Consider the following 25,484-nt stretch of genomic DNA (forward strand, 5'->3'; position numbering starts at 1 on the left):
GTGTAGTGGTTGGCCGCGCCGCTCAAACGAGCGCGCGGCGCGCCTCTCGTGCGCCGCCGCGCACCGCGCGCCAGCGGGCAAATGCCGCGGCCGCTGAACCGCCGCGCACGGCGCTCAGGCCCGTATGCACGAGGCCCGGATACACGCGCGTGCCGACGAGCGCGTACCACCACCACGCGGTCTCGCGGCGCAGCGGCGTGAGATGGCCGAGCAGGATCAAGTGCAGGTTATAGGCGGCATTGCGGATCGAGGCGAGCGTCTGCGCATTGCGCGGGTCTTCGCCCGGGCGCGGCGCCGGGTAGTGATCCACCGCCACGAGCGGGTCGTACACGAGCTTCCAGCCCGAGCGCTTCACGCTCATGCTGAACGCCATGTCGTTATGCGTTTGCGCGCCGGTGCCGCGCAGGCGCCGGTCGAAGCGCAGGTCGCCGATCGCCGCGCGCCGGTAGCTCATGTTCGCGCCTTTCAGCAGATCGACTTCGCGCGCGCCGCCCGCGCCCAGATGATGGTTGCCGATGATGCGGCCCGAGCGCTGCAGCTTGCCCACCAGCGTGCGCTCGCCTTCGATCATGCGGCCGCCTTCGTGCACCCAGTCGCGCCCGCCCAGCGCACCGAGCTTCGGGTCGGACTCGAACGCCGCCGCAATACGCGCGACCCAATCGGCGCGCGGCGCGGCGTCGTCGTCGGTCATGGCGATCACATCGCCCGTCGCGGCCTCGATGCCGCGATTGAGCGCCGCCACCTGCCCCGGCTCCTCGACGATGGCGACTTCCACGTTGAGCACGCGGGGGGTGACGTGCTCGGCGAGGCACGCATGCGTCGCCTCGTCGTCGGCGCGCGCCACCACCACGATCTCGTCGGGCGTGCGCTGCTGGCGCAGCAGCGCCGAAAGACAGCGCGACAGATCATCAGGACGCCGATAGGTCGGCACGAGCACGGTCAGTTTCATCGCGTGTTCTCCTTTGCTGTGCTGGATGAGGACGTAGTCGTCATGCGCTCAGATACTCGCGCACGTTCGCGTAGCCGTAGCCGTAATTGCCGCGCGTGCGCGCCGGCACGCCGTTGAACACGCCGCCCTGCACACGCACGCCGGCGTTGCGCAAGCGCTTGAGCGTCTCGGCGATTTCGCCTTCGGTGTGCATGCCCGAACGCAGCACGAGGAACGTCGAGCCCGCATGGCCGCCGATGATGGCGGCGTCGGTCACGGCGAGCACCGGCGGCGAATCGATGAGCAGCACGTCGTAGCGGTTCGACAGACCTTCGAGGTACTGGCCAAGACGCGGCGACATCAACAGCTCGGAAGGGTTGGGCGGACGACGGCCGCACGAGATGAAGTGCAGGTTGTCTACCTCAGTCGCGCGAATCGCCTCGTCCAGCGCAATCTGCCCCGAGAGCAGCTCGGAGAAGCCGTTCTCCTGCGGCCCGCCCAGATGACGTTCGAGCGCGCCGCGGCGCATGTCGCCGTCGATCATCAGCACGCGCTTGCCCGAGTGGGCAAGCAGCACGGCGAGGTTCGCGGTCAAGAAGCTCTTGCCGACGCCCGGCACCGAACCCGTCAGCATGACTACGCGATTGCGCGCATCCATTACGCTGAACTGCAGCGAAGTGCGCAGGCTGCGCAGACTTTCGACCGTGAGGTCCTTGGGGCGCGCGTTGGCGAGCACGTCGCGCAGGCGCGTGCCGCCAGGCACCGGGCCGCGCTTTTCGAGCGCGATCTGCTCCGGCGAAAGCGGCACGAGACCGTACACGGGCAGCTGGAACGAGCGTTCGATCTGGTCCGGATCGACAATGCCCTTGAACATGTTGCGGCGCATAAGCACGAAGCCCGTGCCGAGAATGACGCCGAGCAGCGATGCCGCCGAGACGATCAGCAGCTTCTTGGGCTTCGAGGGGTTGCCGGGGCGCAGGGCCGGATCGATGATATGCACGTTGCCGCCCGTGCCCACGCGCTGCACCGAAAGCTCCTGAATGCGGTTGAGCAGCAGCACGTAGATGTCCTCAGCCACCTTCGCGTCGCGCTGCAGTTGCACGGCCTTCACTTCCGTCGCCGGCAGGTCGCGGAACTTCGTGTCGTACTTCGCGCGCTCGGCCTGCAGTTGCGCGAGCTGCTGGCGCGCCGCGATCAGCACCGGATGCTGGTCGCCAAACCGCTGTTGCAGCGAGGCGATCTGCAGTTGCAGCGCCGAAATCTGCTGCTCGTACTGCACGCTGCCGTCGAGATAGATCTTCGCTTCGTCGCTCGCATTGATCGAACCCGACTTGCTCTGGTAAGCCGTGAGCGCTGCTTCGGCGTTCTCCAGGTCCGCCTTCAGGCGCGGCTGTTCGCTGCGCAGGAAGTCGAGCATCTTGCTCGCGTCGGCTTGCTTCGTCGCCACGTGCTCGCGCAGGTACGACTGCGCCACCGCATTGGCGATTGCCGCCGCGTGCCCGGGGTCGTTGTCTTCGAGCGAGATGTCGATCACGCCCGTCTGCTTGCCCTGCTCCTGTACCTGGATCGCGTTCTGGAAGCCGCTGATCGCATCGAGATCGTTCAGGCGCACGACCTTGAAGCGCGTGCCCGGACGCGCCACGAGCTTGCTCACGAGCAGCTTCACGCCGCCGCCCTGTTCGACCTGGCCCACCGTGCCTTCGAGCAGGCGCGCGCCATCCGGCGTCGAGATCACATAGCGGTCGTGGTCGAGCGCGGTGAGCGTGAGCTTCTTGCCTTCGAGCTCGGGCGTGACCTCGACGGAGTCGACGTTGATGACCTCGCCGCCCCACGCATAGCTGCCGAGCCAGTTGCTGAGCCCGAACCACGGACGCGCGGGCGTGCCCGGCGTCGCAAGGCGTGCGGAAAGGCTGCCGATCAGGGGCAGCATGACCGGCGTGACGGTCGTGTTCAGCTTGAACTGCTTGACCACCGGCTCGACCACGCTGCGGCTCTTGATCATCTGGATCTCGGCGTCGGTGGGCAGGCTGCCCGCCGACGATCCCGAGCTGATGTTCGCGCCCGTCTGCGTTTGCGTGAGGGCCTGCGACGTGTAGTCGGACGGCTCCACGCGAACCTGGGTATCGGCGGTATAGACCGGCTTGGCGATAAAGCAGTAAAACACGGCCATGGCGATCACCGCCGCCGCGATCGCGATGAGCCAGCCGATGTCGTCGATGATGACGCGCAGCAACTGGCCGAGAACGACGTCCTCTTCCTCGGTGCGGACCGCCGGGGCGGCCTGGCTATTGGCTTGTATGGTCACGATTCAATCCCGTTGTTTAGGTGTTGCTCCTGCGTCTTCTGCGCAAGCGCTGCGACTCGCGCGCTTACTTCGCGATCTGCTTCAGGTAGAAGACGGTCTGGATGGTCGGCAGCACCTGCTGCAACACACGGTTGAAGGTCGCCGAAGCGGCTGTGCCCACGTACACCACATCCAGCGGCTTGAGCTGGAACTGCGACGAAAGCATGATCGCGTCGGGCTTGGTCATGTCGAGACGGTAGATCTCGGGCTGCGTCGGGTTGTCCTTCATGCCGCGCATCACGAAAATCTGGCGTGGGTTCGCGTCGGTATCGAGAATGCCGCCCGCCTGGGTGAGCGCGTCGGCGATCGTGAGGTTGCCGCGAATGAGGTTCGTCTGCAGGGGCGTCTTCACTTCACCCATCACGAATACTCTGCTATCCGAACGATCCGGAATATTGATGACGTCGCCGTTCTGCAGCAGCACGTTCTGGGTCGAATCGCCGCCGTCGAGCATGCGGTTCGCATCGAGGATGTACAGCTTGCCGTTGCGCGTGAGACGCACGCGGTTGATGTCGGCGTTGTCGGTCGTGCCGCCCGAACGTGTGATGGCGTCCACCAGCGTGAGCGGCACGTCGCTCATCGAGAGCGGTCCCGGCGTCTTCACGTCACCCGTGATCTGCACCTTCTGGCTGCGGTACGCGAGCACGCGCACGTCCACCTGCGGGTTCTTCACATAGGGGCCGAGGCCGGCCGCGAGCTGGTCGCGGATCTGGCCGGGCGTCTTGCCCGCGGCCATGATGCGGCCCACGAACGGGAAGAAGATTGTGCCGTCCCTGGCGACGGTCTGCCCGTACGGGTCGGCCTGGCCGGGCAACGCGTTGGTGTAGGGCTGCGTGAGCGCCTGACCCACCGTCTGCGTGGTGTTGCCGCCCGTGGAGAACGTCGAGCCCTGCGGCGTCGAGAGTTCCGGGTGGTCGAACACGGTCACGCCGAGAATGTCCTGCGGCGCGATGTGATAGACGTAGTCGGCAGCGCTCGCGAACTTCGAAGGCGGCAGGGGCGCCTTCGGCTGCGCAGCGGCCGCCTGTGCCTGCTGCAGCACGACTTGCTGCGTGATGAGCTGCACGTTGAATTGCTGCTGCGGCTGGTTGTTCGGCTGTTCCTTCAGGCTCGACGTGTCGAGATAATTGCCCGGTGCCGTTGCGCACGCGGAAACGAAGACGCTCAACGCGACCACCGCCGTCAGTTTCAGTTTTGTCATTGGCATATTCGGCTCAACCATCCCTTTACCATGCGATCCATCAATTCAAGACTCTGGCGATACGCGGACTCGTGAAGCCCATGCGGATCGCTGACATCAGAGTTTTCCCAGTTACCGAGCGCGTACACCTTGCCGCGCGCGGTGGGTTCAATGCGCTCGACAGCGGCGACCTGGCGGCGCTCGGTCACGAGCACGAGGTCTGCCGAGCGCACGAGGCGGCTGGTCAGGCGGCGCGACTGATGCTCGCCCACCTTCATGCCGCGCTCGGCAAGCAGCCACTGCATCACGGGGTCCATGTCGTCGCCGTCGCGCGCGCGCAGGCCCGCCGATTGAAACGACTCCGCCCGCGAGCCCTTCTGCTCGCGCAGACGCTCGCGAAAGAGCTGCTCCGCCGCCGGCGAGCGGCAGACGTTGGCGTGGCAAACGATGAGCACGTTCTTGATCATGGTCGCGTGACTCCCTTCCCAGACATGCGCGATGCGTAGCCCGGCAACGCTCAGGCCAGCGCCTGCGTCGCGGCGGCTTCGGCGCGCGCGCGGCTTGCCTGCGTCGCGCTCGCGCGGCCCACGGCGTGGTACTCGATGCCGAGTTCCCGCAGCGCGGACGGCTCGTAGAGATTGCGGCCGTCGAACACGATCGGCATCTTCAGTTGCTGCTTGAGCGTTTCGAAATCGGGCGCCTTGAAAACCTTCCATTCGGTGGCCACCACGACGGCATCCGCATCGCTTGCGGCTTCCATCGCGTCGCTCACGAACGACAGCCGCGCCTGATGTTCCGGCGCGTGCGCGAGATCGAGCGCGAGTACGCGCTTCGCCTCGGCGGTCGCGACCGGGTCGTATGCCTTGACCTTGGCGCCGCGCGCGAGCAGCTCGGCGATGAGCGTGCGGCTCGGCGCCTCGCGCATGTCGTCGGTGTTCGGCTTGAACGCGAGACCCCAGACGCCGAACGCGCGGCCCGTGAGGTCGGAGCCGAAGCGCGTAACGATCTTCTGTGCCAGCACCTGCTTCTGCGCTTCATTGACGGACTCCACGGCGCGCAGGATCTGCAGCGGCTCGCCGAAGTCCTCGGCAGTGCGCATCAGCGCCTTCACATCTTTCGGGAAGCACGAGCCGCCGTAGCCGCAGCCCGCATAGAGAAAGTCATAGCCGATGCGCGGGTCCGAGCCCACGCCGCGGCGCACGGCCTCGATATCGGCGCCCACGCGGTCGGCGAGATTCGCGAGTTCGTTCATGAACGAAATGCGCGTGGCGAGCATGGCGTTGGCCGCGTACTTGGTGAATTCGGCCGAGTGCACGTCCATGTAGAGCGTGCGCTCGTGATTGCGGTTGAACGGCGCATAGAGCCGCTTCATGACCTCTTTCGCGCGCTCGCCGGGCACGTCGTCGTTGCAGCCGAGCACAATACGGTCGGGCCGCGCGAAGTCCTCGACTGCCGCGCCTTCCTTGAGGAACTCGGGATTCGAGACCACCGAGTACATGTGGCTCTCGCCGCGCTTTGCGCATTCGGAGGCGATCGCGTCGTGCACGAGCGCGGCCGTGCCGACCGGCACTGTGGACTTGTCCACCACCACCTTGAAACCGGTCATGTGGCGGCCGATGTTGCGCGCGGCCGCCAGCACGTATTGCAGGTCGGCGGAACCGTCTTCGTCGGGCGGCGTGCCCACGGCGATGAACTGCACGTCGCCGTGCGCGACCGCCGCTTCCACGTCGGTCGAGAACTTCAGCCGGCGCGCGCGCACGTTGCGCTCGATAATTTCCTTCAGGCCCGGCTCGTGAATCGGCACGATGCCCTGATTGAGCAGGTCGATCTTGCGTTCGTCGACGTCGAGGCAAAACACGTCGTTGCCAATATCGGCAAGACAGGCGCCCGTCACGAGACCCACATAACCGCTGCCAATGATCGTCAGATTCATGCCCACCTCAAAAGTGATTGGTTCTTCATGTCACGCGAAACGTTGCGCACACCGGCATCGCGCGCGCTCGCTTCGCCTCAATATGCGTTCTGGCCGGCGAAACCCTTCCACATGGTCATCGCCACGATGCGCAGGTCGAGCGCGAAGCTCCAATGCTGCATGTAGTGCAGATCGAAGCGCACGCGGTCGCGCATCTTTTCCACGCGATCGGTTTCGCCGCGAAAGCCGTTGACCTGCGCCCAGCCCGTAATGCCCGGCTTGATGCGATAGCGCGCCATGTAGCCGCGCACGAGGTCCTTGTAGATGTCGTCGTGCGCAAGCGCGTGCGGGCGCGGACCCACCACCGACATCTCGCCCTTGAGCACGTTGATGAACTGCGGCAGCTCGTCGAGGCTCGTGCGGCGCAGGAACGCGCCCACGCGCGTCACGCGCGGATCGTTGCGGCGCGCCTGCGTGACCTGCCCCGCGACTTCCGCATGGACCTTCATCGAGCGGAACTTGTAGATTTCGAACTCGTTGCCATCCAGCCCCTTGCGGCGCTGCCTGAAGAACACCGGGCCCTTCGACGTGAGCTTCACGGCAAGCGCGATCGCGGCGAGCAGCGGCGCCAGCGCGACCAGCACGCCACCCGCGAACGCGATGTCGAACACGCGCTTGGGCAGCACGCGCAGATCCGTGACCGGCGAGGCCGCGAGATTGATGGCCGGCACACCGAGCAGATCGACCACGGGCTGGCTGAAGAAGGACAGGCTGCGCACGTCCGGAATGAAACGGATGTTCACGAAGTCGTTGCGCAAGGCCGTGACGATGCGATGGATCGTGCGCTCCTTGGTGATCGGCAAGGCGAGCCACAATTCGCGCACCTCGTTCTTGCGCACGAACTCGAGCATGGCCTGGAGGTTGCGCTCCACCGGCACGCCGTCGATTGCGGCGGCGCCATCCGCGTCGCTGTCCTCGTCGAACACGAGCGCCGGGTGAAAACCCGCTTCCGGGTGAAAGCGCATGTGCTCGATCAGGAAGCGCCCATAGCGCGGGCCGCCCACCACCGCCACAGCCTTCTGGTTGTAGCCCTCGCGGCGAATGCCGCGCAGCACCATGTGCACGAGCGCCTTCGAGACGATCAGGAGCGCCACCGAGGCGACGACCCAGTACGCGAGCCAGAGGCGCGAAAGCGAATCGGCGCGGTGCAGGCTGAAGCTCAGCAGGATGCCCGTGCCCTCCACGGCGAGCCAGGCCGCGCACACGCGGGCAAAGAGGACGTACAGCGACTTGCCGCGCCACGACTTGTAGATCCCGAACGCCGGGAACATCCAGATCGCGAGCACGCAGTTGAATGCGAGCGCCACGCTCTCCGCGTCGGTGAGCGGCACGAACTGGCCACGGTGCAAGGCGGCCGCGAGCAGCGCTCCAGCGGCAATGGCGGCAACGTCGAAAATTCTGGCTAGAACGCTGAGCATGTCCGGCACCTCGGGTTTAAAAAATGAATCGCGGCCACGCACTGCAAATCATGGCCGGTCGCTGCAAAAGTTTCTGGGACTGCGTCGCCGCAAAAAAGCGTCTGGCTTCGCTAATTCTGATCCGAATAAACCCTAATAAGGCGCGATAAAAATTCAGGCTGCAAGCCTCAAAAGTATCTCCAATTGTTTCGCCCTTTCCGGGTTATTTTTTTGCGAATATTTTCGGAAAAGATTGCCGGGTTTCCCTCCTGCATTGGCTCTTGATCCCGATCGTTCCGGCAGATTTTTCCGGAAAAGAGGCCGGATTACGGGTTTCAGCAAGAAATTGCGGCGACCGGCGGCAGAATTTTTATTGAATTTTTTATCAGAGTTTCGATGTGACGGGAGCGTGATTTAAATTTAATTCGAATATTTTCCGTTTTCTTCTTTACGACACTATTTATGACGATTTTAAGCATGCTACAAATCGCATCACCGATACCTTTTACAGGAGAGCGAGATGACGGATACGGGTTCCGCTACGGCATCGGCAAAAGCGTCCCAGACGCGTGCCGAAACGCGCAGTGCATTGCAGGTGTGCCCTGTCGTGCTTGCGGGCGGCGCGGGCTCGCGGTTGTGGCCACTGTCGCGCGAGCAATATCCGAAGCAGATGATCAACCTCGTTGGCGAGCAGTCGCTGCTGGCCAGCACTGCGGGCCGCCTCGATGCGCTCGCCGAGCGCGTGACGCTCGCGGAGGAGCTGCTGATCGTCTGCAATGAAGAACATCGGTTCACCACCGCCGACCAGGTTCGCGCAGCGGGCAAGCACGCACGTCTGATTCTCGAGCCCGTGGGCCGCGATACGGCGCCCGCGCTCACGATCGCCGCGATGTCGGTGGCCGCCTCGCAGGAAGACGGCATTCTCGTGGTCATGCCCGCCGACCATGCGCTCGCGGACCTCGAAGCGTTCCAGAACGCCGTGGCCGAAGGCGTGCGTCATGCCGCGAACGGCCAGATCGTGACGATGGGCATCGTGCCCACGCATCCCGAGGTGGGCTATGGCTACATTCATGTGGGCGAGCCGCTCGCGAACGCCGAACCCAACGGTGCGCGGCGTCTGAACGGTTTTGTCGAAAAGCCCTATTTCGAGCTGGCGCAGCAATATATCGCTTCGCAGCGCTACTGGTGGAACAGCGGCATCTTCATCGTGCGCGCCTCGACCTGGCTCAAGGCGATTCGCCATTTTCATCCGGCCATCTACGCCGCATGCGCGGAATCGATCGAGCACGGCAAGGCAGACGGCGACTTCTTCCGCGTGGATAGCGAAGCGTTCGCACGTTCGCCTTCGAACTCCATCGACTACGCCGTGATGGAACCGCTCGCCGGCGACCCGACGGTCGCGAGTGGCGTGGTCGTGCCGCTCACGGCCGGCTGGACCGACCTCGGTTCATGGGACACCGTCTGGCAGGTTTCGCCCAAGGACGACGAAGGCAACGTCGCGCACGGCCGCGTGATGTTCGAAGGCGCCAGCGACACCTTCGCGCATTCGGACGGCCGGCTCGTGGCCTGCCTCGGCACCCGGAACCTCGTGGTCGTGGAGACCCCGGACGCCCTGCTCGTCGCCGACCGCTCGCGCGCCCAGGACGTCAAGAAGATCGTGCAACGCCTGAAGCAGGAACGCCGCACCGAAGCCGTGGCGCACCGCCTCGTGCATCGCCCGTGGGGTCATTACGACAGCGTGGACAGCGGCGAGCGCTTCCAGGTCAAGCGGATCGTGGTCGAGCCGGGCGCACGCCTGTCGCTGCAGATGCATCACCATCGCGCCGAGCACTGGGTCGTCGTACGCGGCACCGCGCTCGTCACGCGTGGGGAAGAACGCTTCATCGTTTCGGAAAACGAGTCAGCGTACATCCCGCTTGGCGTGTCGCATCGACTGGAAAATCCCGGCAAGATGCCGCTCGAGATCATCGAGGTGCAGTCGGGCTCGTATCTCGGCGAAGACGATATCGTGCGTCTCGACGATCAGTACGGCAGGCAGTGAAGCAAGCCGTCGTGGCAATCCAGGAAGGCTGCGCGCACCGCGCGCGGCCTTGCGTGATCAGCGCGAGAGTGTGCGGTAGCGCATTCCGGCGACGTCGGCCGTGCGTCGTTCGGCGGTGCCGGACGACGCCGTATTGGCTTCGCGAGCTTCGCTGCTGCCCGTGAGCAGTGCGCCGGTGGCGGTGTAACGCTGGACCGGCGCTTGCAGCGGCGCAAGCCGCACGCTGCCCGGCGCGCCCGCAGGCAACGCGCGCGCGGCGGCAGCATCGGACGGATCGCCGCGCGTGACGCCTGGGCTTTGGATGGGCGCGTGCGGTGCGGCGCCGGGCAACGCCGTTTGCGACGCGCTCTGTGCCGCGCCCTTCGACGCGGCATGCCTCGCGGGATGCGAACCGGGCCACGAAGCGCCGGGCGCGGACTCGGCCATGTCTTCGCGATCGAGCCATTCACGCGCCCAGTCGAAGGCGAAATTCCGCGCGGATTCGCGATCCTGGAACGGCGGACCGATCAGGCCCGAGCGCTCGATGCGCTTGCCGTCCTTGAGAATTTCCACGGCGCCGCGGAACATGCGGTTGCGCACGGGCTGAACGGTGAGGCTCATCGTATAGCCGCGCCATTCCGCGACCTGCACCACGCTGCCCGCAGGGTACACGCTGCGATGCGACGCGTCGCGCGGCATCGCGCGAGTCGCAACAGGCTTGCTCACGCGAGCAGGCGAGAACGGTGCAAACGGCGCATCGTTTTGCGAACGCGTCGCACTCGCAACGGTCGATGCGCTCGCTGCCGTCGTGGCGTTAGACACGACAGGCGCGCCGAGCGAAACGGGCAATGCCGGTTCGCCGCCAGCGAGCTGACGCATCATGCTTTCCATGGGATCGGCAAGTGGCGCGTCGGCGAGCGCGGCGGGCGCCTGCCAGGCCTCGGGACTCTTCCAGAACACGGCCGGCTGGCCGTCGTCCTCGGCGACTTCCTCGACTGCGACTGCAACGGGTTGGGCATCGGCCTGCGCGGGCTGGGGCACATAAACGAACTTGCGGCCGCGCTGCGAAAGCAGCTCGACCAGCTCGATCAACGTGCCGCTGCCGTGCCACTCCTCGAAACGGCGGCGGCAGGTGGGCCCGGACGGATAACGCGCGGGCAGGCGCGACCACGACTCACCGGTGGTGAGAATCCAGAGGACGGCATTGGCCACGACGCGCGGCTCGGCGCGAGGGCGGCCGCGCCGGTTAAGCCTGATTGGAGGTTCATCTGACACGAGCGAAGACACCTGCATCCACTCGTCGTCGCTCAGTTCTTCGAAATTCATGCTGTTCTCCACGCAGCCGGACCGGGGCTGCATTGACGGAGCACTGGCTCGCGGATCTTGTTGCCCGCGTTGGCTAGCTCGGTTGCACCATATGCTTATATGACGTGTTCATTTGCGTCGCGGGGCGCACTCTGGCAGTGCGTTCATTCACTGTATTGACGCAATAAACGTGGTCTCACTCGTGCAAGGGAGAATTTGTGCAGGAAGCATACCACCTGAAACCAGCCGATGAGGAGGGCCGTAATAAGTGTTACGGTTAGAAACAATCTCCACCTTGAATCGCCGGGAATATTGCCGGAAAAGGCCTGTAAACGTAGTGTTTTACAGCGTCAATACAGTTGTAACAGGTTCATTCGTTGCGTCGCTGGCGCGTGGTCCGCGCCCTGCACGATTCCGGATGCATGCATACCACTTGAGACACATCTCCCTCCGCAGCCACCCCGGTTCGCGCCTGCGCCGTCATTGTTGTGCCCGCAACAAATGACATGCCGATGAAATCCTCCGATGCAACACGTAACGGTCACAACGAAACCGTTGCGCGCTTCGCACCGGTTGCACCATCGCTAACCGAACGCTCGTGCGGCGTCACGTAGCGAGGCCGCGAAAACGAATCCGTCTATAGTAAGGGCGCACTGAACTACCACGGAGATTCGTGTATGCAAACCTCTGTTCCGCGCGTCGCCACGGCGTTGATGGCCACGCTGACCCTGGCGCTGCTCGCCCCCTGGGGTGCCGCACAGGCGCAGCTCGGCAACCTGCTCAACCAGGGCGGCAGCGGTGGCGCCAACAGCGGCGGTTCGGCACAAAGTGCGCTCGGCAATCTGGGCGGCCTCGGCAATTCGCTTTCGGCGCCCTCGCTCACGTCGAACGGTCTCGGCAATGTCACCGGCGTGCTGCAGTACTGCATCAAGAACAATTACCTGAACGCCGACGCCGCGAGCAATGTGAAAGACTCACTGCTCAGCAAGCTGCCCGGCGGCGCGAACACGACCGACAGCGGCTATACGCAGGGCACGAGCGGCATCCTCACGGCCGGCAACGGCCAGAAGCTCGACCTCACGGGCGGCGGCCTCAAGGAGGAGGCCACGAGGCAGGTCTGCGACAAGATCCTGAGCCAGGCGAAGTCGATGCTGTAGCCGCCCCGAGCCGGCATGCGGATGTGCGCGGGCGTACGGCCCGCGCAATTTATGTGCCGTAAGCTGTGAACACGAACGAAGTCCGGCTGTCGAATGGAATCAACCGGTCTTCACCCGGCATTGCCACCCGTAGCCCATGACCAAGCGCCACACTCCCGTAATATTCGCGTTCCCGGCCACCACGCTGCGGAGCGCGCTGAGCGGCCTCGCCGCTTTTGCCGCCCTGCTGGTTCCGGTGGCGCATGCGCAGTCCATGCAAACCGCCTCGCACGACCAGCAGTTCGACTGCAAGTCCGATCCCCATACGTTCATCTCGTCGCTCATCGAGGAAAAATCCATCGAGCCCGAGCCGAGCCGCGTCGAAGCGAATTCGGTCAACGCGTTCAGGCCCGCGCGCGGCACCCGCCTGAGCGCGTTCGGCTTCCCGATTTACGTAGTGCTCGGCTACGACCGCGACGACACGCTCTTCAGGCGCGGCGCCGGCAAGGAGATCACCTCGCCGCTTTACGGCGTGGTCGTGTCCGCGCCCGCGGAGAAGGTGCGCTCGCGCGTGCGTGAAGCCAACAGCGACGCCACCGTGCAATCGGTCGTGCCGCTGCTGCTCACGGCGATCGTGTGCGGCGGGTGAACGCTCAACCGCCGAAGAACGCCAACGCGCCCAGCCCCACGCCGGCGATGGCGACGCCCACCGACGTATTGAGCAGCCAGCGCCGCCGCGTGAGCAGCGTAATCGCCGTGAGCGCGATCGAGATCTGGATGAGCGTGGTGGCCTGGGCCCAGCGATGATGGCCGTGCAGCACGCGCTCGCTCAGCGCATCGTCCTGCTCGACGATTTTTTCGAGCGCCTCCGCCTTGGCGCGGATCGGCTCTTTCTGCTGGCGATAGCGGTCGGCGTCGGCGGCAAAGCGCTTCTGGGCGGCGTCCGAATTCGGCGCGAGCGCGGAGAGTTGCGCGCCCAGCTCCGCGAGATTCTGCTTCTCGCCCTTCGCCTGATAGTAAGCCCATTGATTCGCGGCTTCTGTCTTGCGGATCGCCGCTTCGTTCTTGTAATAGAGCGCCTGGTTCTCGCTGTTGCCGCTCTGGTAGGCAAAGATCGCTCCAATCGAAGCGAGGATGGCCGTCATCACCGCCATGCGGCCCGGGAACGGGTCGCCCCCGCCGTGCCCGCCATGGCCCGCCGCGGCGTGTTCGACCGCGTGGTCGTGCGGCCCATGCACTTCGTACTCTTCAGACATCCAGGGACTCTCCGCTTTCTCTGACTTTCACTGCGCGAACCGCATTTCCCCCGTGCGGCGCGCCTGTGGGGACGCTCAATTATCGTGAGCGCGGCGCGCTTGTCCAGTACCCGGAGTGCATCGGATGTAACGAAACCCGAAATCTCTCCTGACGAAAGCGAATCGTAGGCTTGATCGTCTATTCATTCAGATCAGGTACCCGGGATGTTGCAGTGCATCCCCTCCCGCCGGCCGTTTGCAAACGTGGATTTTCGCCCTGAGCGCCTTCCCGCATCGTTGCAGTGCCACATGGCCCTATATGCAACCTCGCGCGACATGCCCTGAGGCCTTCTGCCGTTAATAAATTCAGCCAGGAGACCATCATGGGACCCACAACGGCCGTGCACGCCGCGGCTATCGACACGGTTGCACACAGCGCGCGCGAGCGGTATGGCAAGCCGGATGAAACCTGCAGCCTGATCGACGCGATCTACGATGCCGGCTTCGACGCGCAGCGCTGGCCAGCTGTGTGCGCGCGCATTGCGCGACGCATCGGCGCGCAACACGTCAATCTCACCATGCTGCCTCCCGAAAGCACGTTCTCGCTCGCCGAGTGGGACGGCATCGACGCTTCGTTTGCCCAATCGTACGCGCAGCACTACGGCGGCCTCGATCCGCTCGTGCCGCAGGCGCGCTGCTGGGCCGCCGGCACGCTCGTCACCGACACGATGATCCGCCCGCAGGGGAGTCCGGAACGCAGCGCCTTCGTGCAGGAGTGGGTGCGCCCGCAGCGCTTCTACACGGTGGCCTTCGCGAACGTGCTGCGCGAAGGCGATATGGCCGCCGTGCTCGGCGCGCTGCGCCATGAAACGCGCTTCTATAGCGAAGACGAACTCGATGCGCTGCGCTCGCTGCTGCCGCATCTGCGCAATGCCTTGCGCGTGCAGCGGCACACGGCCCGCACGCTCGCCTCGCGCGACGATAACGCCCATGCTCCCGCCGACGCACTCGACGCGCTCGCGCATGGCGTGCTGATCGTCGACGCCGACGCGCACATCGTGTTCGCGAATCGCGCCGCCGCAGCGCAGCTCGCCCGCGCAAACGGGCTGCGCACCGAACACGCCGCGCTCGGCGCCACCACGGCTTACGCCACCCAGCAGTTGCGCGCGCTGATCGCGCGTGCGGCCGGGCGCGACGGGCGCGGGCGCAGCGGCGGCGCGATGCGGATCGCCCGCCAGCCGCCCGACGAGCCGCTCCAGGTGCTCGTTTCGCCGCTAGGCGAGCACTGTCGCGCCGACGACTTCGCCCACGGCGCACGCGCCGGCAAGGCCATGCTCATCGTGATCGATCCGCAATCGTCGCGGCGCGGCGTGGAAACGCGTCTCATCGCGCTGTTCGGCCTCACGCCCGCGGAAGCGCGCGTGGCCTGCGAGGTCGGCAAGGGCCTCAACCCGAAAGACGTGGCCGAAGCGCTGCAGGTGCTGCCCTCGACCGTGCGCACGCATCTGCATCACGTGTTCGCGAAAACCGCCACGCGCCGCCAGGCCGAGCTGATGCGTCTGATCGCGCAGCTCGCGATTGCACGCGGCGATTGATCCAGGATTCGCCGACGCAACAGAAAACGGCCCGCGCAACCCACGTTCGATGAACGCAGATGGCGCGGGCCGCAGCGCGGTCGTGTCCGCGTCGATCAACCGCCCAGATAGGCGCGCTTGATGTTGTCGTTGGCGAGCAGGTTGCCGGCGCTGTCGGCGAGCACCACGCGTCCGGTTTCCAGCACATAGCCGCGATCGGCCACGTGCAGCGCCTTGTTCGCGTTCTGCTCGACGAGGAACACCGTCACGCCCTCCTCGCGAATCGTGCGGATGATGTCGAAGATCTGCGCGATCACGAGCGGTGCGAGGCCGAGCGTGGGCTCGTCGAGCAGCAGCAAACGCGGCTTGCTCATTAGCGCACGGCCGATGGCGAGCATCTGCTGCTCGCCGCCCGACATCGTGCCGGCGCGCTGCTTCGCACGCTGGTTCAGGCGCGGGAACAGCTTGAACACGTGCTCGATGCCCGCATCGATCTCGTGCTGCGAGGCAAAGAAGCCGCCCATCTGCAGATTTTCGAGCACTGTGAGGCTCGGGAACACGCGGCGGCCTTCCGGCGAAATCGCCATACCCTTGCGCATGATTTCATGCGTGGGCATGCGCGTGATGTCCTCGCCTTCGAACGTCACTTTCCCCGCAGAAGCGCGCGGCGTGCCGCACACGGTCATCATGAGCGTGGTCTTGCCGGCGCCGTTGCTGCCGATCAGCGTGACGATCTCGCCCTTGTTCACTTCGATCGACACGCCCGCCAGCGCCTGAACTGCGCCGTAGTGGGTATGGACCTTTTCCAGCTTCAGCATCAGTCCTCTCCGAGATAGGCCTTGATCACGCGCGGGTCGTTGCGCACTTCGTCGGGTTTGCCGATCATGATCGGCTTGCCGTGCTCCATCACCAGGATGCGGTCCGACACGCCCATCACGAGGCTCATGTCGTGTTCGATCAGGAGTACGGAGATTCCGAACTCGTGGCGCAGGCTGTCGACCATCTGCTGCAGCTCGACCTTTTCCTGCGGGTTCAAGCCTGCCGCGGGTTCGTCGAGCATGAGAAGACGCGGATCGGTGATCATGCAGCGTGCGATTTCGAGCCGGCGCTGATGGCCGTACGAAAGCGTGCCCGCCTCGCGGTTCGCGACCGGCTTCAGGCCCACGCGCTCGAGCCAGTACGCGGCGCGCTCGAGCGCGGCGCGCTCGGCCCGGCGATATGCGGGCGTCGCGAACAGGCCGCTCAGCATGTTGCGGTTCACCTTCAGGTGCTGCGCGACCATGAGGTTTTCCAGCACCGTCAACTGCTTGAAGAGGCGGATGTTCTGGAACGTGCGCACGAGGCCGCGGCGCGCGACCTGGTGGCTCGGCTGGCCGGTGATGGCGCGGCCTTCGAGCACGATGTCGCCCGCGGTGGGCTTGTAGAAGCCGCCCACGCAGTTGAACACCGTGGTCTTGCCCGCGCCGTTCGGCCCGATGATCGCGAAGACTTCATCCGGACGCACGTCGAAGGCGATGCCGTCCACAGCCAGCAGACCGCCGAAGCGCATCTGCAGGCCTGCTACTTTCAACAACGCTTGTGCGCTCATTGCGGCCACTCCACGTGCGGACGGCTCGCGGGCAACAGACCCTGCGGACGCCACATCATCATCAGCACCATCACCAGACCGAAGATCAGCATGCGGTACTCGGCAAAGCCGCGCGCCACTTCGGGCAGCACCGTGAGCAGGATCGCGGCGAGCACCACGCCCAGCTGCGAGCCCATGCCGCCCAGCACCACCACGGCGAGAATGAGCGCCGATTCGATGAAGGTGAACGACTCGGGCGTGACGAGCCCCTGGCGCGCCGCGAAGAACGCACCGGCGAGACCCGCGAACGACGCGCCGAGGGTGAATGCCGAAAGCTTGATGCGCGTGGGGTTCAGGCCCAGCGAGCGGCAGGCGATCTCGTCTTCGCGCAGCGCTTCCCAGGCGCGGCCCATCGGCATGCGCAGCAGGCGGCTCGTGACGAACAGCGTGAACGCCACCAGCACGAGCGCGAGCAGGTACAGGAAGATCACCATGTGCTCGCCGCTGTACGCGACGCCGATCAGCTCGTTGAACGTCTTCGCACCTTCCACGCTCGCGCGGCGGGCCATTTCGAAGCCGAACACGGTGGGCTTGGGAATGCTGGAGATGCCATCCGGGCCGCCCGTGATGCTCGTGAGGTTGTTGAGCAGCAAGCGGATGATCTCGCCGAAGCCGAGCGTGACGATGGCGAGATAGTCGCCGCGCAGGCGCAGCACCGGGAAGCCGAGCACGAAACCGAAGGCGGCCGCGGCGAGCGCCGCGAGCGGCAGGCATTCCCAGAACGTGAAGCCGAAGTACTGGTTGAGCAGCGCATACGTATAGCCGCCCACGGCGTAAAAGCCCACGTAGCCGAGGTCGAGCAGACCCGCGAAGCCCACCACGATATTGAGCCCGAGGCCGAGGATCACGTAGATGAGCGCGAGCGTCGCCACGTCGATCGCGCCGCGCGAACCCATGAACGGAAACACCGCGCCGAACGCGAGCAACACCCAGATCGCCGCGCGCTGCTGACGCGCGCCGAGTGCGGGGGCCTTGGGCAGGCGCACGCCACTCGTTGCGCGCACAAATATCGGCTTGACGAGCTGGAACACGAACACCACGGCGGCAGCGATCCACACCGGACGCCAGTGCTGCTGCAGCACGACCTGATAGCCGTCCAGCGTGAGCTGCAGGCCGAGAATGGGCGTCGTGAGAATGACGGTCGCGACGGCGGCGGCCAGCGCCCCCTTCACGGTTTGCGACGAAGAGGCGCCCTGCGCGGGCACCCGTACCGAAACAGTCTGACTCATTTCGACCTCACACCTTTTCGATGTCCGGCTTGCCGAGCAGGCCGGTGGGACGGAATAGCAGCACGAGCACGAGCAGGCCGAAGGCCACGACGTCCTTGTACTCCGCGGGCATGTAGCCCGAAGCGAAGGTCTCGGCGAGACCGAGCAGCACGCCGCCGAGCATCGCGCCCGGAATGCTGCCGATGCCGCCCAGCACCGCGGCCGTGAACGCCTTGATGCCCGCAATGAAGCCGATATACGGGTTGAGCTTGCCGATCGTGAGGCCGATCAGCACGCCGCCCACCGCCGCGAGCATTGCGCCGAGCACGAAGGTGAACGAGATCACGCGGTTCGTGTCGATGCCGAGCAGGTTCGCCATCTTCATGTCTTCGGCGCAGGCGCGGCACGCGCGGCCAATGCGCGAGCGCGAGATGAAGAGCGTGAGCGCGATCATCAGCACGAGCGTCACGCCGACGATCAGCATGCGGGAGTACGGAATCGTCACTTCGAAGTTGCCGCCCATGTTGAAGTCGAGCGCCCCGGAAATGAGCATCGGCACGGACACGTCGCGCGCGCCCTGCCCGATCTGCACGTAGTTCTGCAGAAAGATGGACATGCCGATGGCGGAGATGAGCGGCACGAGGCGCGGCCCGCCGCGCAGCGGCCGGTACGCCACGCGCTCGACCGCGAAACCGTAGAGCCCGGTGACCGCCACCGAGACGATGAGCGCCGCGCCCAGCACGAGCGGCAGCGGATAACCCGCCGAGGTGCCGATGGCCGTGAGCGTGACGAGGCCCACATAGGCGCCGATCATGTAGATCTCGCCGTGAGCGAAGTTGATCATGCCGATGATGCCGTAGACCATCGTGTAGCCGATGGCGATCAGGGCATAGATCGCACCCAGCGTGAGCCCGTTGACGAGCTGCTGGGTGAACTGGGGAAGAAAATCATTCATGCGTAAGCCCCGCGGCCGTCAAGCCGATGAGAGACCTTTGGAACCGAACCAACCCTTTTTTAGTTGCGCGCACAACCGCCATGAAAACGCCCCGCCGCAGGAAGGCGGGGCATTTGCAGCGTGCAGCGCCGGGATCAGTTCGCGGCGGTCTTGGTGGCGTCCTTGTGCCACGTGTAGACGACGAAGCGGAACGACTTCAGGTCGCCCTGGGTGTCGTATTCGACCTTGCCGATCGGCGTGTTGAACGCATTCTTGTGCAGGTAGGCCGCAACCTTGGTCGGGTCGGTGCTCTTCGCGCCGGCAATGCCGTCGGCGATCACTTCGACTGCCGCGTACGACGGCATCTGGAACGGGCCGTTCGCATCGCGTTTGGCGTCGGCGAAGGCCTTCACGAGCTTCGCGTTGGCGGGGTCCGAGGCGAAGTCGGCCGGCAGCGTGACGAGCATGCCTTCCGAAGCCGGGCCGGCGATGGCCGTCACGTCCTTGTTGCCCACGCCTTCCGGACCCATGAACGTGGCCTTCACGCCCTGTTCACGCGACTGGCGCATGAGCAGGCCCATTTCCGGGTGATAGCCGCCGAAGTAGACGAAGTCCACGCCTTGCGACTTGAGCTTCGTGACGACTGCCGAGTAGTCCGAATCGCCGGCATTGATGCCTTCGAACACGACGACGGGAATGTGCGCCTTGTCGAGCGCGGCCTTGACCGACGTGGCGATGCCCTGGCCGTACGACTGCTTGTCGTGCAGGATCGCGACCTTCTTCGGCTTGACCTTGTTGATGATGTAGGCGGCGGCTGCCGGACCTTGCTGGTCGTCGCGGCCGATGGTGCGGAAAATGAACTGGCGCTTCTTGCCTTCGGTCAGCTGCGGCGCGGTGGCCGACGGCGTGACCATCACGACGCCTTCGTTCTCGTAGATGTCCGAAGCGGGAATCGTCGAGCCCGAGCAGACGTGGCCGACGACGTACTGGATGTGCTGCGAAACGATCTTGTTGGCGACGGCGACAGCCTGCTTCGGCTCGCACGAGTCATCCATCAGGACGGCTTCGAGCTTGTTGCCGTTCACACCGCCGGCAGCGTTGATCTGCTCGATCGCCGTCAGCGCGCCCGCCTTGACCATGTCGCCGTACTGGGCGACCGGGCCGCTGAACGGGCCGGCAATGGCGATCTTCACGGTGTCGGCGTTCGCGCTTGCACTCAATGCGAGCAGCGCGGCGGCCACGGAAACGGAGGTAAGGCGGTTAAGGGACAACAGCGGCATCATCAGGAGCTCCTCGATTGTTTTCGGGTCAACCGGTCAGACGGAATGACCTGCGCAAACGAACAGCGCCCCAATGATCTTCAATGGGGAACAACCACGACGAGCACCAGAGAAAAAGACGTGACGGGGCCCGGCATGTATCAGCGCCCTGGTAGGCGGCTGAGTTCGGAGAGACTGCTGAGTTACAGACTCTGTTGCGCAAGCGATCCGCCTGCCCCGTTCGCTGCAATTCATACCGGAAAGGTGGACCGGTCTGAATCAGCGACCCGCGGATGCTATCAATAATCCCGCTTCATCGCAACCAGGGGTTTTTTCGGATTTCGAGTTGAGTTTTGACATCGGTCAATAGAGGGGAATGCTGAAAGACGCATTGAAAATGCTCATGAAAATCGCTTTTCAGGCGGGTGGCGGACCGTCTTCCCGGCCGAGATGGCCGGCTGGTGCGGCGGCAAGGCATGGCTCGCTTTTTTGATTTTTACGCATTCTCGATCGTCATTTCAATTTCAGCGAAATCCGATCGACGAATCGCATCCAGTTAAATAATCAAAGATTAACTCACTGCCGCGATGAAATCGCCGGCTTCATTACTGGACAATCGGGAATACCCTAAATGCAAAATGCGCCAAATCATTGATTTGAAAGAAAAAATATTACAAAAATATTAAAATCGAAATTTTACACTCGATGGACTGACAACATAAATCCTGCATCAACCCGTTTTCTGCCATCCGATCCGAAAACGGGAAAGCCTTCGCCAAAGCGCGGTTTTCTTTCTTAATCGGATTGTGCACATTCGAATTAATCCGCGCGAACCCGCCGCGCAAACCCGGGGCGGCTCGGACATTTCGATAGGCATCGGCACCACCATCGTGATCGGGCTTGCCGCCGTGATCATCGGCGAGAGCATCCTGCCGCGCGCGCCAGCTCATGCTCACCGCGCCCGTGCCGCCCGTCACGAGACTCGATGACGACGACGCGCTGCTGCTGCGGCAAGTGTCCGCGCGTAGCGTCAAAAAACCCGCCCTTCAGTCGAAGTGGCGGACCCGTTCTGTCAGCGAAATTACTTCGGATACCTATTAAACCGGAAGACGCCGCGATCATGCCTTCTTCGGATACGAATACTTGAACGTCCCCTGCGCGCTCGCGATCAGCAGGCTGTCGTCCACCCAGGCCTCGGCGCGCGCAAAGAAGATCGAGCGGCCGCCGCGCTCCAGAAACCCCTTCGCCCGCACGAACTGGCCAAGCCCTTTGTCGAGGTAGTGGGTCGTGAGCGAGAGCGTGAAGCCATGACGCGGCGGGTCGCCGACCGGCGCGAAGAGTCCCGCGTAACCGGCGGCGGCGTCGAGCAGCGTGGCGATCGCGCCGCCTTGCAACACGCCCTGGCGATTGAGCTTCGAAGCGTCGATGGGCATGACAAGCTCCGCGTAGCCCTCGTGCCACTGCGCGACGCTCACGCCGAGCGTTTCGAGAAACGGGTTGTCCACGGCGAATTGCGGCATACGCTGTCTTCCTTGCATTATCGGACGATGCGACTGATTATAGGAGGGCTGTCGCAATGCCGCAGCGGGCCGCAGTCCGGCCGTGCAATTGTTCAGCGTAAATCCGCGCAACTGTACATGGCCAGCGCCGCCGCGCCGCACAACACTACCTGAAGGCGCGCGAGGCGCGCGTCCCCCCCGCAAACCCTTCCAAGGTAAAACCAGGTACTCGAGATGAACGACAACGCGCTCCACCCCGACCCGCTGGCCACTTCGCGCACAGCGGGGGCAGCGGCCGAGGCCGCGCCCGTGCCTTGCCCCGCCGTCGAAACGCTCGACCGCATCCTGCCCGAGGAACCGCTCCTCATGATGGGTGCCGGCCCCGTGCCGATTCCCGACGCCGTGGCCAAGGCCAATACCGTCGTCATCAATCACCTCGGCGACACCATGGCGCGCGTCATTCAGCAGGTGAAGACGATGGCGCGCTACGTGTTCCAGACGCATTCGAACTGGGTGCTAGGCGTGGCCGGTCCGGGCTCGGCGGCCATGGAAATGGCGATCTCGAACCTCGCGTGGCCAGGCACCCGCGTGCTCTCCATCGTCAACGGCTTCTTCAGCCAGCGCATGGCCGAGATGGCGGGCCGCGTGGGCGCCCAAGTCACCACGCTCGACGTGGCCGACCGCGAGATCGCCTCGCTAGCAGCCGTGGAGCAGGCCATCGAGCGCACGCGCCCCGCTGTCGTCACGATCGTGCACGGCGAAACCTCCAATACGGTGTGGAACCGCGAACTCAAGGAAATTGTGAAGCTCGCCAAGGCCGCCGGGGCACTCGTGGTGGTGGACGCCGTCTGCACGCTGAGCACCATGCCGCTGGAAATGGACGCCTGGGGCATCGACGTCGTCATCACGGGCGGCCAAAAGGGCCTCTCGTCGATCCCTGGCGTTTCGCTGATTGCCTTTTCGGACGCCGCCTGGGAGCGCGTGCGCACGCGCACCACGCCGAACACGCACTGGTGCCTCGACGCCATGCTCGCCGAAAACTTCTGGCACAACGCCGGCTACCACTACACCGCGCCCGTCTCGGGCGTGCTGGCGCTGCACGAAGCGCTGCGACTCGTGTGCAGGGAAACGCTCGAAAAGCGCTTCGCGCGCCACCTGCGCTGCTCGCTCGCGCTGCAAAGCGGCGTGAGCGCGCTGGGCCTCGCGCTTTATACGCCGCAATCGTGCCGCCTGAATTCCGTGGTCGGCATCGGGCTGCCCGAAGGCGTGACTGCGCGCGAGGTGTGCAATCACATCTCGCAGCAATACCAGGTGGAGATCGCCGGATCGTTCGGTCTCCCGATCGTTCGCATCGGGCAGATGGGCGAGCAGTGCCGCGAGCACAACCTCTTTCGCACCGTGCACGCGCTTGGCCGCACAATGAGCGACCTCGGCGTGAAGGTCGATCTGCCCGCCGGGGTTGCCGCGCTCGAAGAGTCGCTTTCGGCCGGCTCGCGCGAAGCGCGGCGTTAAGCGCTTTCGGCGCCGCGCGGCCGCCCACCCCCTCAAACGCGCCGTGCGCGCACGCAGATGAACGCGGGCGCCTGCGCCAGTTCTGCGTGCAGCGCCGGCGACACCGCCTTCATTTCCGGTTGCGGCACGGGCTCGAGCACGCGGTCGATGACCCAGCCCGCATCCATGAGCGCGTTGAAGATGTCGGCAAGCGGGCGCCTGAACGCTTCCACCCACGGCCTGGGCTCGCCGAAGCCGCCCCAATGCAGGCCGAATCGCGTCGTCTCGAAGTAGGTGCGCGAGCCGCGCGTGCGCGTGTCGATCCAGTCGCGCATGGGATGGGCCATCGAAAACACCAGCAGCGCGCCCGGGCGCGCCACGCGGTGAAACTCGCGAAACGTCGGCGCGAGGTACTCGACGTAATCGAGGGCGAGCGAGCACACGATGCGGTCGACCGAGGCGCTCGCGAGCCATTCGAGCGGCCGCGCGAGGTCGCCCTGTGCGATGTCGACGGCGAGGCCTGCGCAACGCGCCTTCGCCAGCTCGACCATCGCGGGCGTGACGTCGAAGGCCTGCACGCGCGCGCCCTCGCCCGCCAGCGCCGCGCTCACGATGCCGGGCCCGCAGCCCGCGTCGAGCACGTCGAGCCCCGCCACCGGGCCTAGCAGCGAGCGCGTGGCGGGCCGCTCGTAGAGCGCGTTGTGCGGTTTGACGGGGGCGTGCTCGGCGTAGCGTTCGGCGAATTGCGTGTAGCTGGCGCGGCCGGGGAGGTCGCTGGACGTCGCAGCAGGGTTCTTGTCGTCGATGGACATGAGAGCGGTGGGGTGACGAGTGGGTACGCTATTGTCCATCGTTTCGCACGGGACGGCCAACGCCGCGCCCTGCACGACGGGCCGCCCCGGGCCGCCTCTACGACTTGCCCGCGAACCGCCCACGCAAACGCGACCCCGGTTATCATCGCGCTCTTGCGTGCGCGATCCCGATGCGCGCCGCATGACGCAACCGCAGGCAACTGAAAGCAACCGCAGGCAAACCCAAACGAAGATGTCCCCCATCCCTTTCGACGCCATCCTCTTCGACTGCGACGGCGTGCTCGTCGACTCAGAACGCATTACGCACGTGGTGCTCGCGCAGATGCTGGGCGAACTCGGCTGGACGCTCGAGGTGGACGAAGCCATGCGCATCTTCGTCGGCAAGGCGGTGAAAGACGAAGCCGCGCGCATCGAGGCGCATACGGGCTTCGCGATTACCGATGCCTGGCTCGAAGGCTTTCGCGCGCGCCGCAATGCAGCGCTGGAGCGCGATCTCGTCGAGATTCCGGGCGCGCCCGCGGCCGTGCGCGCGGTGCATACGGCCATGAACGGGCGCATCGCCGTCGCTTCGGGTGCGGACCGGCGCAAGGTCGAGTTGCAGCTGCGCAAGGTGAACCTGCTCGACTGCTTCGCAAGCCACATCTACAGCGGCCACGAAACGCCGCGCAGCAAGCCGCATCCCGATGTCTATCTCGCGGCGGCGGCCGGTCTCGGCGTGGAGCCCGTCCGCTGCGCCGTGATCGAGGACACGGTCACGGGCGCCCGCGCAGGCCTCGCCGCGGGCGCCACCGTGTTCGGCTACAGCCCGCCCGAGCCCGGCCACGGCAGCGCGCAGGCGCTGCTCGCGGCCGGCGTTGCGCACGTATTCACCGACATGCGGCAGCTTCCCGTCCTGCTTTCCCGCTGGCCAAATAGTTAAGCGCGTATAAAACAACGCCAAAAAGCCCTGCGCCGCGTGCACTGTTGGCCATACGCATCACCGCGCAGCAGATAGAAAGCAGGCCGCCGACGAGTCGCATACCATCCGGTTCGTGGCGCTGCGAAAGAAAATGATAGTTTGCTATCGAATCGCTTTGGGCTATCATCCGCCGATGTCGAATCTTCATACTTTACGCCTTGCGGTCAGCAGCACGCTCGTCGTGGCGGCACGCAAATGGCGGCGCACGACGCACGGCGCCCTCACCGCATACAACGTCTCCGAAGCCTGCGCCGCGCCGCTTCTCACCGCCGGGCGCCTCGGCGAAGCCGTGCGCCAGGTCACGCTCGCGGAGCACGTTGGCATAGAAGGCCCGTCGCTCGTGCGCCTGCTCGACCAGCTCTGCGCCGCGGGCCTCGTGCGCCGCGACGAAGACCCCGACGACCGCCGCGCAAAAACCATCTCGCTCACGAGCGAAGGCCGCGCCGTGACCGAGCGCATGGAGGACGAACTGCGCTCGCTGCGCGCCCGCGTGCTCAAGGGCGTGAGCCGCGCCGACCTCGAAGCGACGCTGCGCGTGCTCAACGCGTTCAATGCACCTTCCCCTGCAGACCAGGCTGACCGGCCCTTACACGACTGAAAGTAGA

Annotated in this window: 22 protein-coding genes and 1 pseudogene; 8 read left to right on the top strand and 15 right to left on the bottom strand. The window is 65.1% G+C overall.

The annotated features are described in order from the left end of the window. Window positions 1-22: 22 nt before the first annotated feature. From BHE01S_RS06730 to BHE01S_RS06755, 6 genes are all read right to left on the bottom strand, one after another. A complete protein-coding gene (locus BHE01S_RS06730) occupies window positions 23-949 on the bottom strand; it encodes a glycosyltransferase family 2 protein (RefSeq protein ID WP_042261866.1) in 927 nt (308 codons plus the stop codon). A 40-nt stretch (window positions 950-989) separates the two neighbouring features. Then, entirely contained in the window at window positions 990-3,236 is a 2,247-nt protein-coding gene (locus tag BHE01S_RS06735; RefSeq protein WP_407669479.1) for a polysaccharide biosynthesis tyrosine autokinase, read from the bottom strand. 61 nt (window positions 3,237-3,297) lie between these two features. Then, on the bottom strand, window positions 3,298-4,473 hold the full coding sequence (locus tag BHE01S_RS06740; protein ID WP_042261871.1) for a polysaccharide biosynthesis/export family protein: 1,176 nt from the start codon (window positions 4,471-4,473) through the stop codon (window positions 3,298-3,300). Then, entirely contained in the window at window positions 4,470-4,919 is a 450-nt protein-coding gene (locus BHE01S_RS06745) for an arsenate reductase/protein-tyrosine-phosphatase family protein (RefSeq protein ID WP_042261872.1), read from the bottom strand. Before BHE01S_RS06745 ends, BHE01S_RS06740 begins: the two co-directional genes overlap by 4 nt. Window positions 4,920-4,969: 50 nt before the next feature. Next, on the bottom strand, window positions 4,970-6,385 hold the full coding sequence (locus tag BHE01S_RS06750; RefSeq protein WP_042261873.1) for a UDP-glucose dehydrogenase family protein: 1,416 nt from the start codon (window positions 6,383-6,385) through the stop codon (window positions 4,970-4,972). A 77-nt stretch (window positions 6,386-6,462) separates the two neighbouring features. Next, window positions 6,463-7,842, bottom strand: coding sequence for an undecaprenyl-phosphate glucose phosphotransferase (locus BHE01S_RS06755; protein ID WP_042261875.1), 1,380 nt, complete (start codon window positions 7,840-7,842; stop codon window positions 6,463-6,465). A 499-nt stretch (window positions 7,843-8,341) separates the two neighbouring features. On the opposite strand from BHE01S_RS06755, the gene BHE01S_RS06760 reads away from it, so the two are divergent. Beyond that, complete coding sequence (locus BHE01S_RS06760) at window positions 8,342-9,862, top strand: mannose-1-phosphate guanylyltransferase/mannose-6-phosphate isomerase (RefSeq protein ID WP_042261877.1); 1,521 nt, start codon at window positions 8,342-8,344, stop codon at window positions 9,860-9,862. 57 nt (window positions 9,863-9,919) lie between these two features. Here BHE01S_RS06760 and BHE01S_RS06765 read toward each other — a convergent pair whose 3' ends face one another. Then, a complete protein-coding gene (locus BHE01S_RS06765; protein WP_042261879.1) occupies window positions 9,920-11,167 on the bottom strand; it encodes a transposase in 1,248 nt (415 codons plus the stop codon). 656 nt (window positions 11,168-11,823) lie between these two features. Here BHE01S_RS06765 and BHE01S_RS06770 point away from each other — a divergent pair. Continuing rightward, a complete protein-coding gene (locus tag BHE01S_RS06770; RefSeq protein ID WP_042261881.1) occupies window positions 11,824-12,303 on the top strand; it encodes a DUF2501 domain-containing protein in 480 nt (159 codons plus the stop codon). A 136-nt stretch (window positions 12,304-12,439) separates the two neighbouring features. Beyond that, window positions 12,440-12,931: a hypothetical protein gene (locus BHE01S_RS06775; protein ID WP_052405734.1), complete on the top strand. Its 492-nt coding sequence runs from the start codon at window positions 12,440-12,442 to the stop codon at window positions 12,929-12,931. A gap of 4 nt (window positions 12,932-12,935) precedes the next feature. On the opposite strand, the gene BHE01S_RS06780 is transcribed toward BHE01S_RS06775, so the two are convergent. After that, complete coding sequence (locus BHE01S_RS06780) at window positions 12,936-13,538, bottom strand: DUF4337 domain-containing protein (protein ID WP_042261883.1); 603 nt, start codon at window positions 13,536-13,538, stop codon at window positions 12,936-12,938. A gap of 362 nt (window positions 13,539-13,900) precedes the next feature. On the opposite strand from BHE01S_RS06780, the gene BHE01S_RS06785 reads away from it, so the two are divergent. Continuing rightward, complete coding sequence (locus BHE01S_RS06785) at window positions 13,901-15,112, top strand: helix-turn-helix transcriptional regulator (RefSeq protein WP_042261885.1); 1,212 nt, start codon at window positions 13,901-13,903, stop codon at window positions 15,110-15,112. A gap of 95 nt (window positions 15,113-15,207) precedes the next feature. On the opposite strand, the gene BHE01S_RS06790 is transcribed toward BHE01S_RS06785, so the two are convergent. From BHE01S_RS06790 to BHE01S_RS06810, 5 genes are all read right to left on the bottom strand, one after another. Then, window positions 15,208-15,909 carry an ABC transporter ATP-binding protein gene (locus tag BHE01S_RS06790; protein ID WP_042261887.1) on the bottom strand — a complete coding sequence of 234 codons (702 nt, stop codon included), beginning with the start codon at window positions 15,907-15,909 and terminating at the stop codon, window positions 15,208-15,210. Continuing rightward, a complete protein-coding gene (gene livG, locus BHE01S_RS06795) occupies window positions 15,909-16,679 on the bottom strand; it encodes a high-affinity branched-chain amino acid ABC transporter ATP-binding protein LivG (RefSeq protein ID WP_042261888.1) in 771 nt (256 codons plus the stop codon). Before livG ends, BHE01S_RS06790 begins: the two co-directional genes overlap by 1 nt. Further along, window positions 16,676-17,947: a high-affinity branched-chain amino acid ABC transporter permease LivM gene (locus tag BHE01S_RS06800; protein ID WP_042261889.1), complete on the bottom strand. Its 1,272-nt coding sequence runs from the start codon at window positions 17,945-17,947 to the stop codon at window positions 16,676-16,678. The genes livG and BHE01S_RS06800 overlap by 4 nt, the downstream gene beginning before the upstream one ends. 7 nt (window positions 17,948-17,954) lie before the next feature. Further along, window positions 17,955-18,881, bottom strand: a complete 927-nt coding sequence (gene livH, locus BHE01S_RS06805; protein WP_042261890.1) for a high-affinity branched-chain amino acid ABC transporter permease LivH — start codon at window positions 18,879-18,881, stop codon at window positions 17,955-17,957. 134 nt (window positions 18,882-19,015) lie between these two features. Further along, entirely contained in the window at window positions 19,016-20,131 is a 1,116-nt protein-coding gene (locus tag BHE01S_RS06810; RefSeq protein WP_042262145.1) for a branched-chain amino acid ABC transporter substrate-binding protein, read from the bottom strand. Window positions 20,132-20,958: 827 nt separating this feature from the next. Here BHE01S_RS06810 and BHE01S_RS38955 point away from each other — a divergent pair. After that, a pseudogene (locus tag BHE01S_RS38955) lies at window positions 20,959-21,054 on the top strand (ABC transporter permease); the annotation flags it as partial. A gap of 183 nt (window positions 21,055-21,237) precedes the next feature. Here BHE01S_RS38955 and BHE01S_RS06815 read toward each other — a convergent pair. Next, window positions 21,238-21,639, bottom strand: a complete 402-nt coding sequence (locus BHE01S_RS06815) for a PaaI family thioesterase (protein WP_042261892.1) — start codon at window positions 21,637-21,639, stop codon at window positions 21,238-21,240. A 345-nt stretch (window positions 21,640-21,984) separates the two neighbouring features. Here BHE01S_RS06815 and BHE01S_RS06820 point away from each other — a divergent pair, with 345 nt between their 5' ends. Continuing rightward, entirely contained in the window at window positions 21,985-23,130 is a 1,146-nt protein-coding gene (locus BHE01S_RS06820; RefSeq protein ID WP_245639663.1) for a pyridoxal-phosphate-dependent aminotransferase family protein, read from the top strand. A 32-nt stretch (window positions 23,131-23,162) separates the two neighbouring features. Here BHE01S_RS06820 and BHE01S_RS06825 read toward each other — a convergent pair whose 3' ends face one another. Next, complete coding sequence (locus BHE01S_RS06825; RefSeq protein WP_042261894.1) at window positions 23,163-23,921, bottom strand: class I SAM-dependent DNA methyltransferase; 759 nt, start codon at window positions 23,919-23,921, stop codon at window positions 23,163-23,165. Between the two features lie 232 nt (window positions 23,922-24,153). Here BHE01S_RS06825 and BHE01S_RS06830 point away from each other — a divergent pair, with 232 nt between their 5' ends. Together BHE01S_RS06830 and BHE01S_RS06835 are read left to right on the top strand one after the other, a co-directional pair. After that, a complete protein-coding gene (locus tag BHE01S_RS06830; protein ID WP_042262149.1) occupies window positions 24,154-24,840 on the top strand; it encodes an HAD family hydrolase in 687 nt (228 codons plus the stop codon). Window positions 24,841-25,012: 172 nt separating this feature from the next. Next, complete coding sequence (locus tag BHE01S_RS06835; protein ID WP_042261895.1) at window positions 25,013-25,477, top strand: MarR family winged helix-turn-helix transcriptional regulator; 465 nt, start codon at window positions 25,013-25,015, stop codon at window positions 25,475-25,477. Window positions 25,478-25,484 lie beyond the last annotated feature (7 nt).

Source organism: Paraburkholderia heleia NBRC 101817 (genome assembly GCF_000739775.1).
GTDB lineage: Bacteria > Pseudomonadota > Gammaproteobacteria > Burkholderiales > Burkholderiaceae > Paraburkholderia > Paraburkholderia heleia.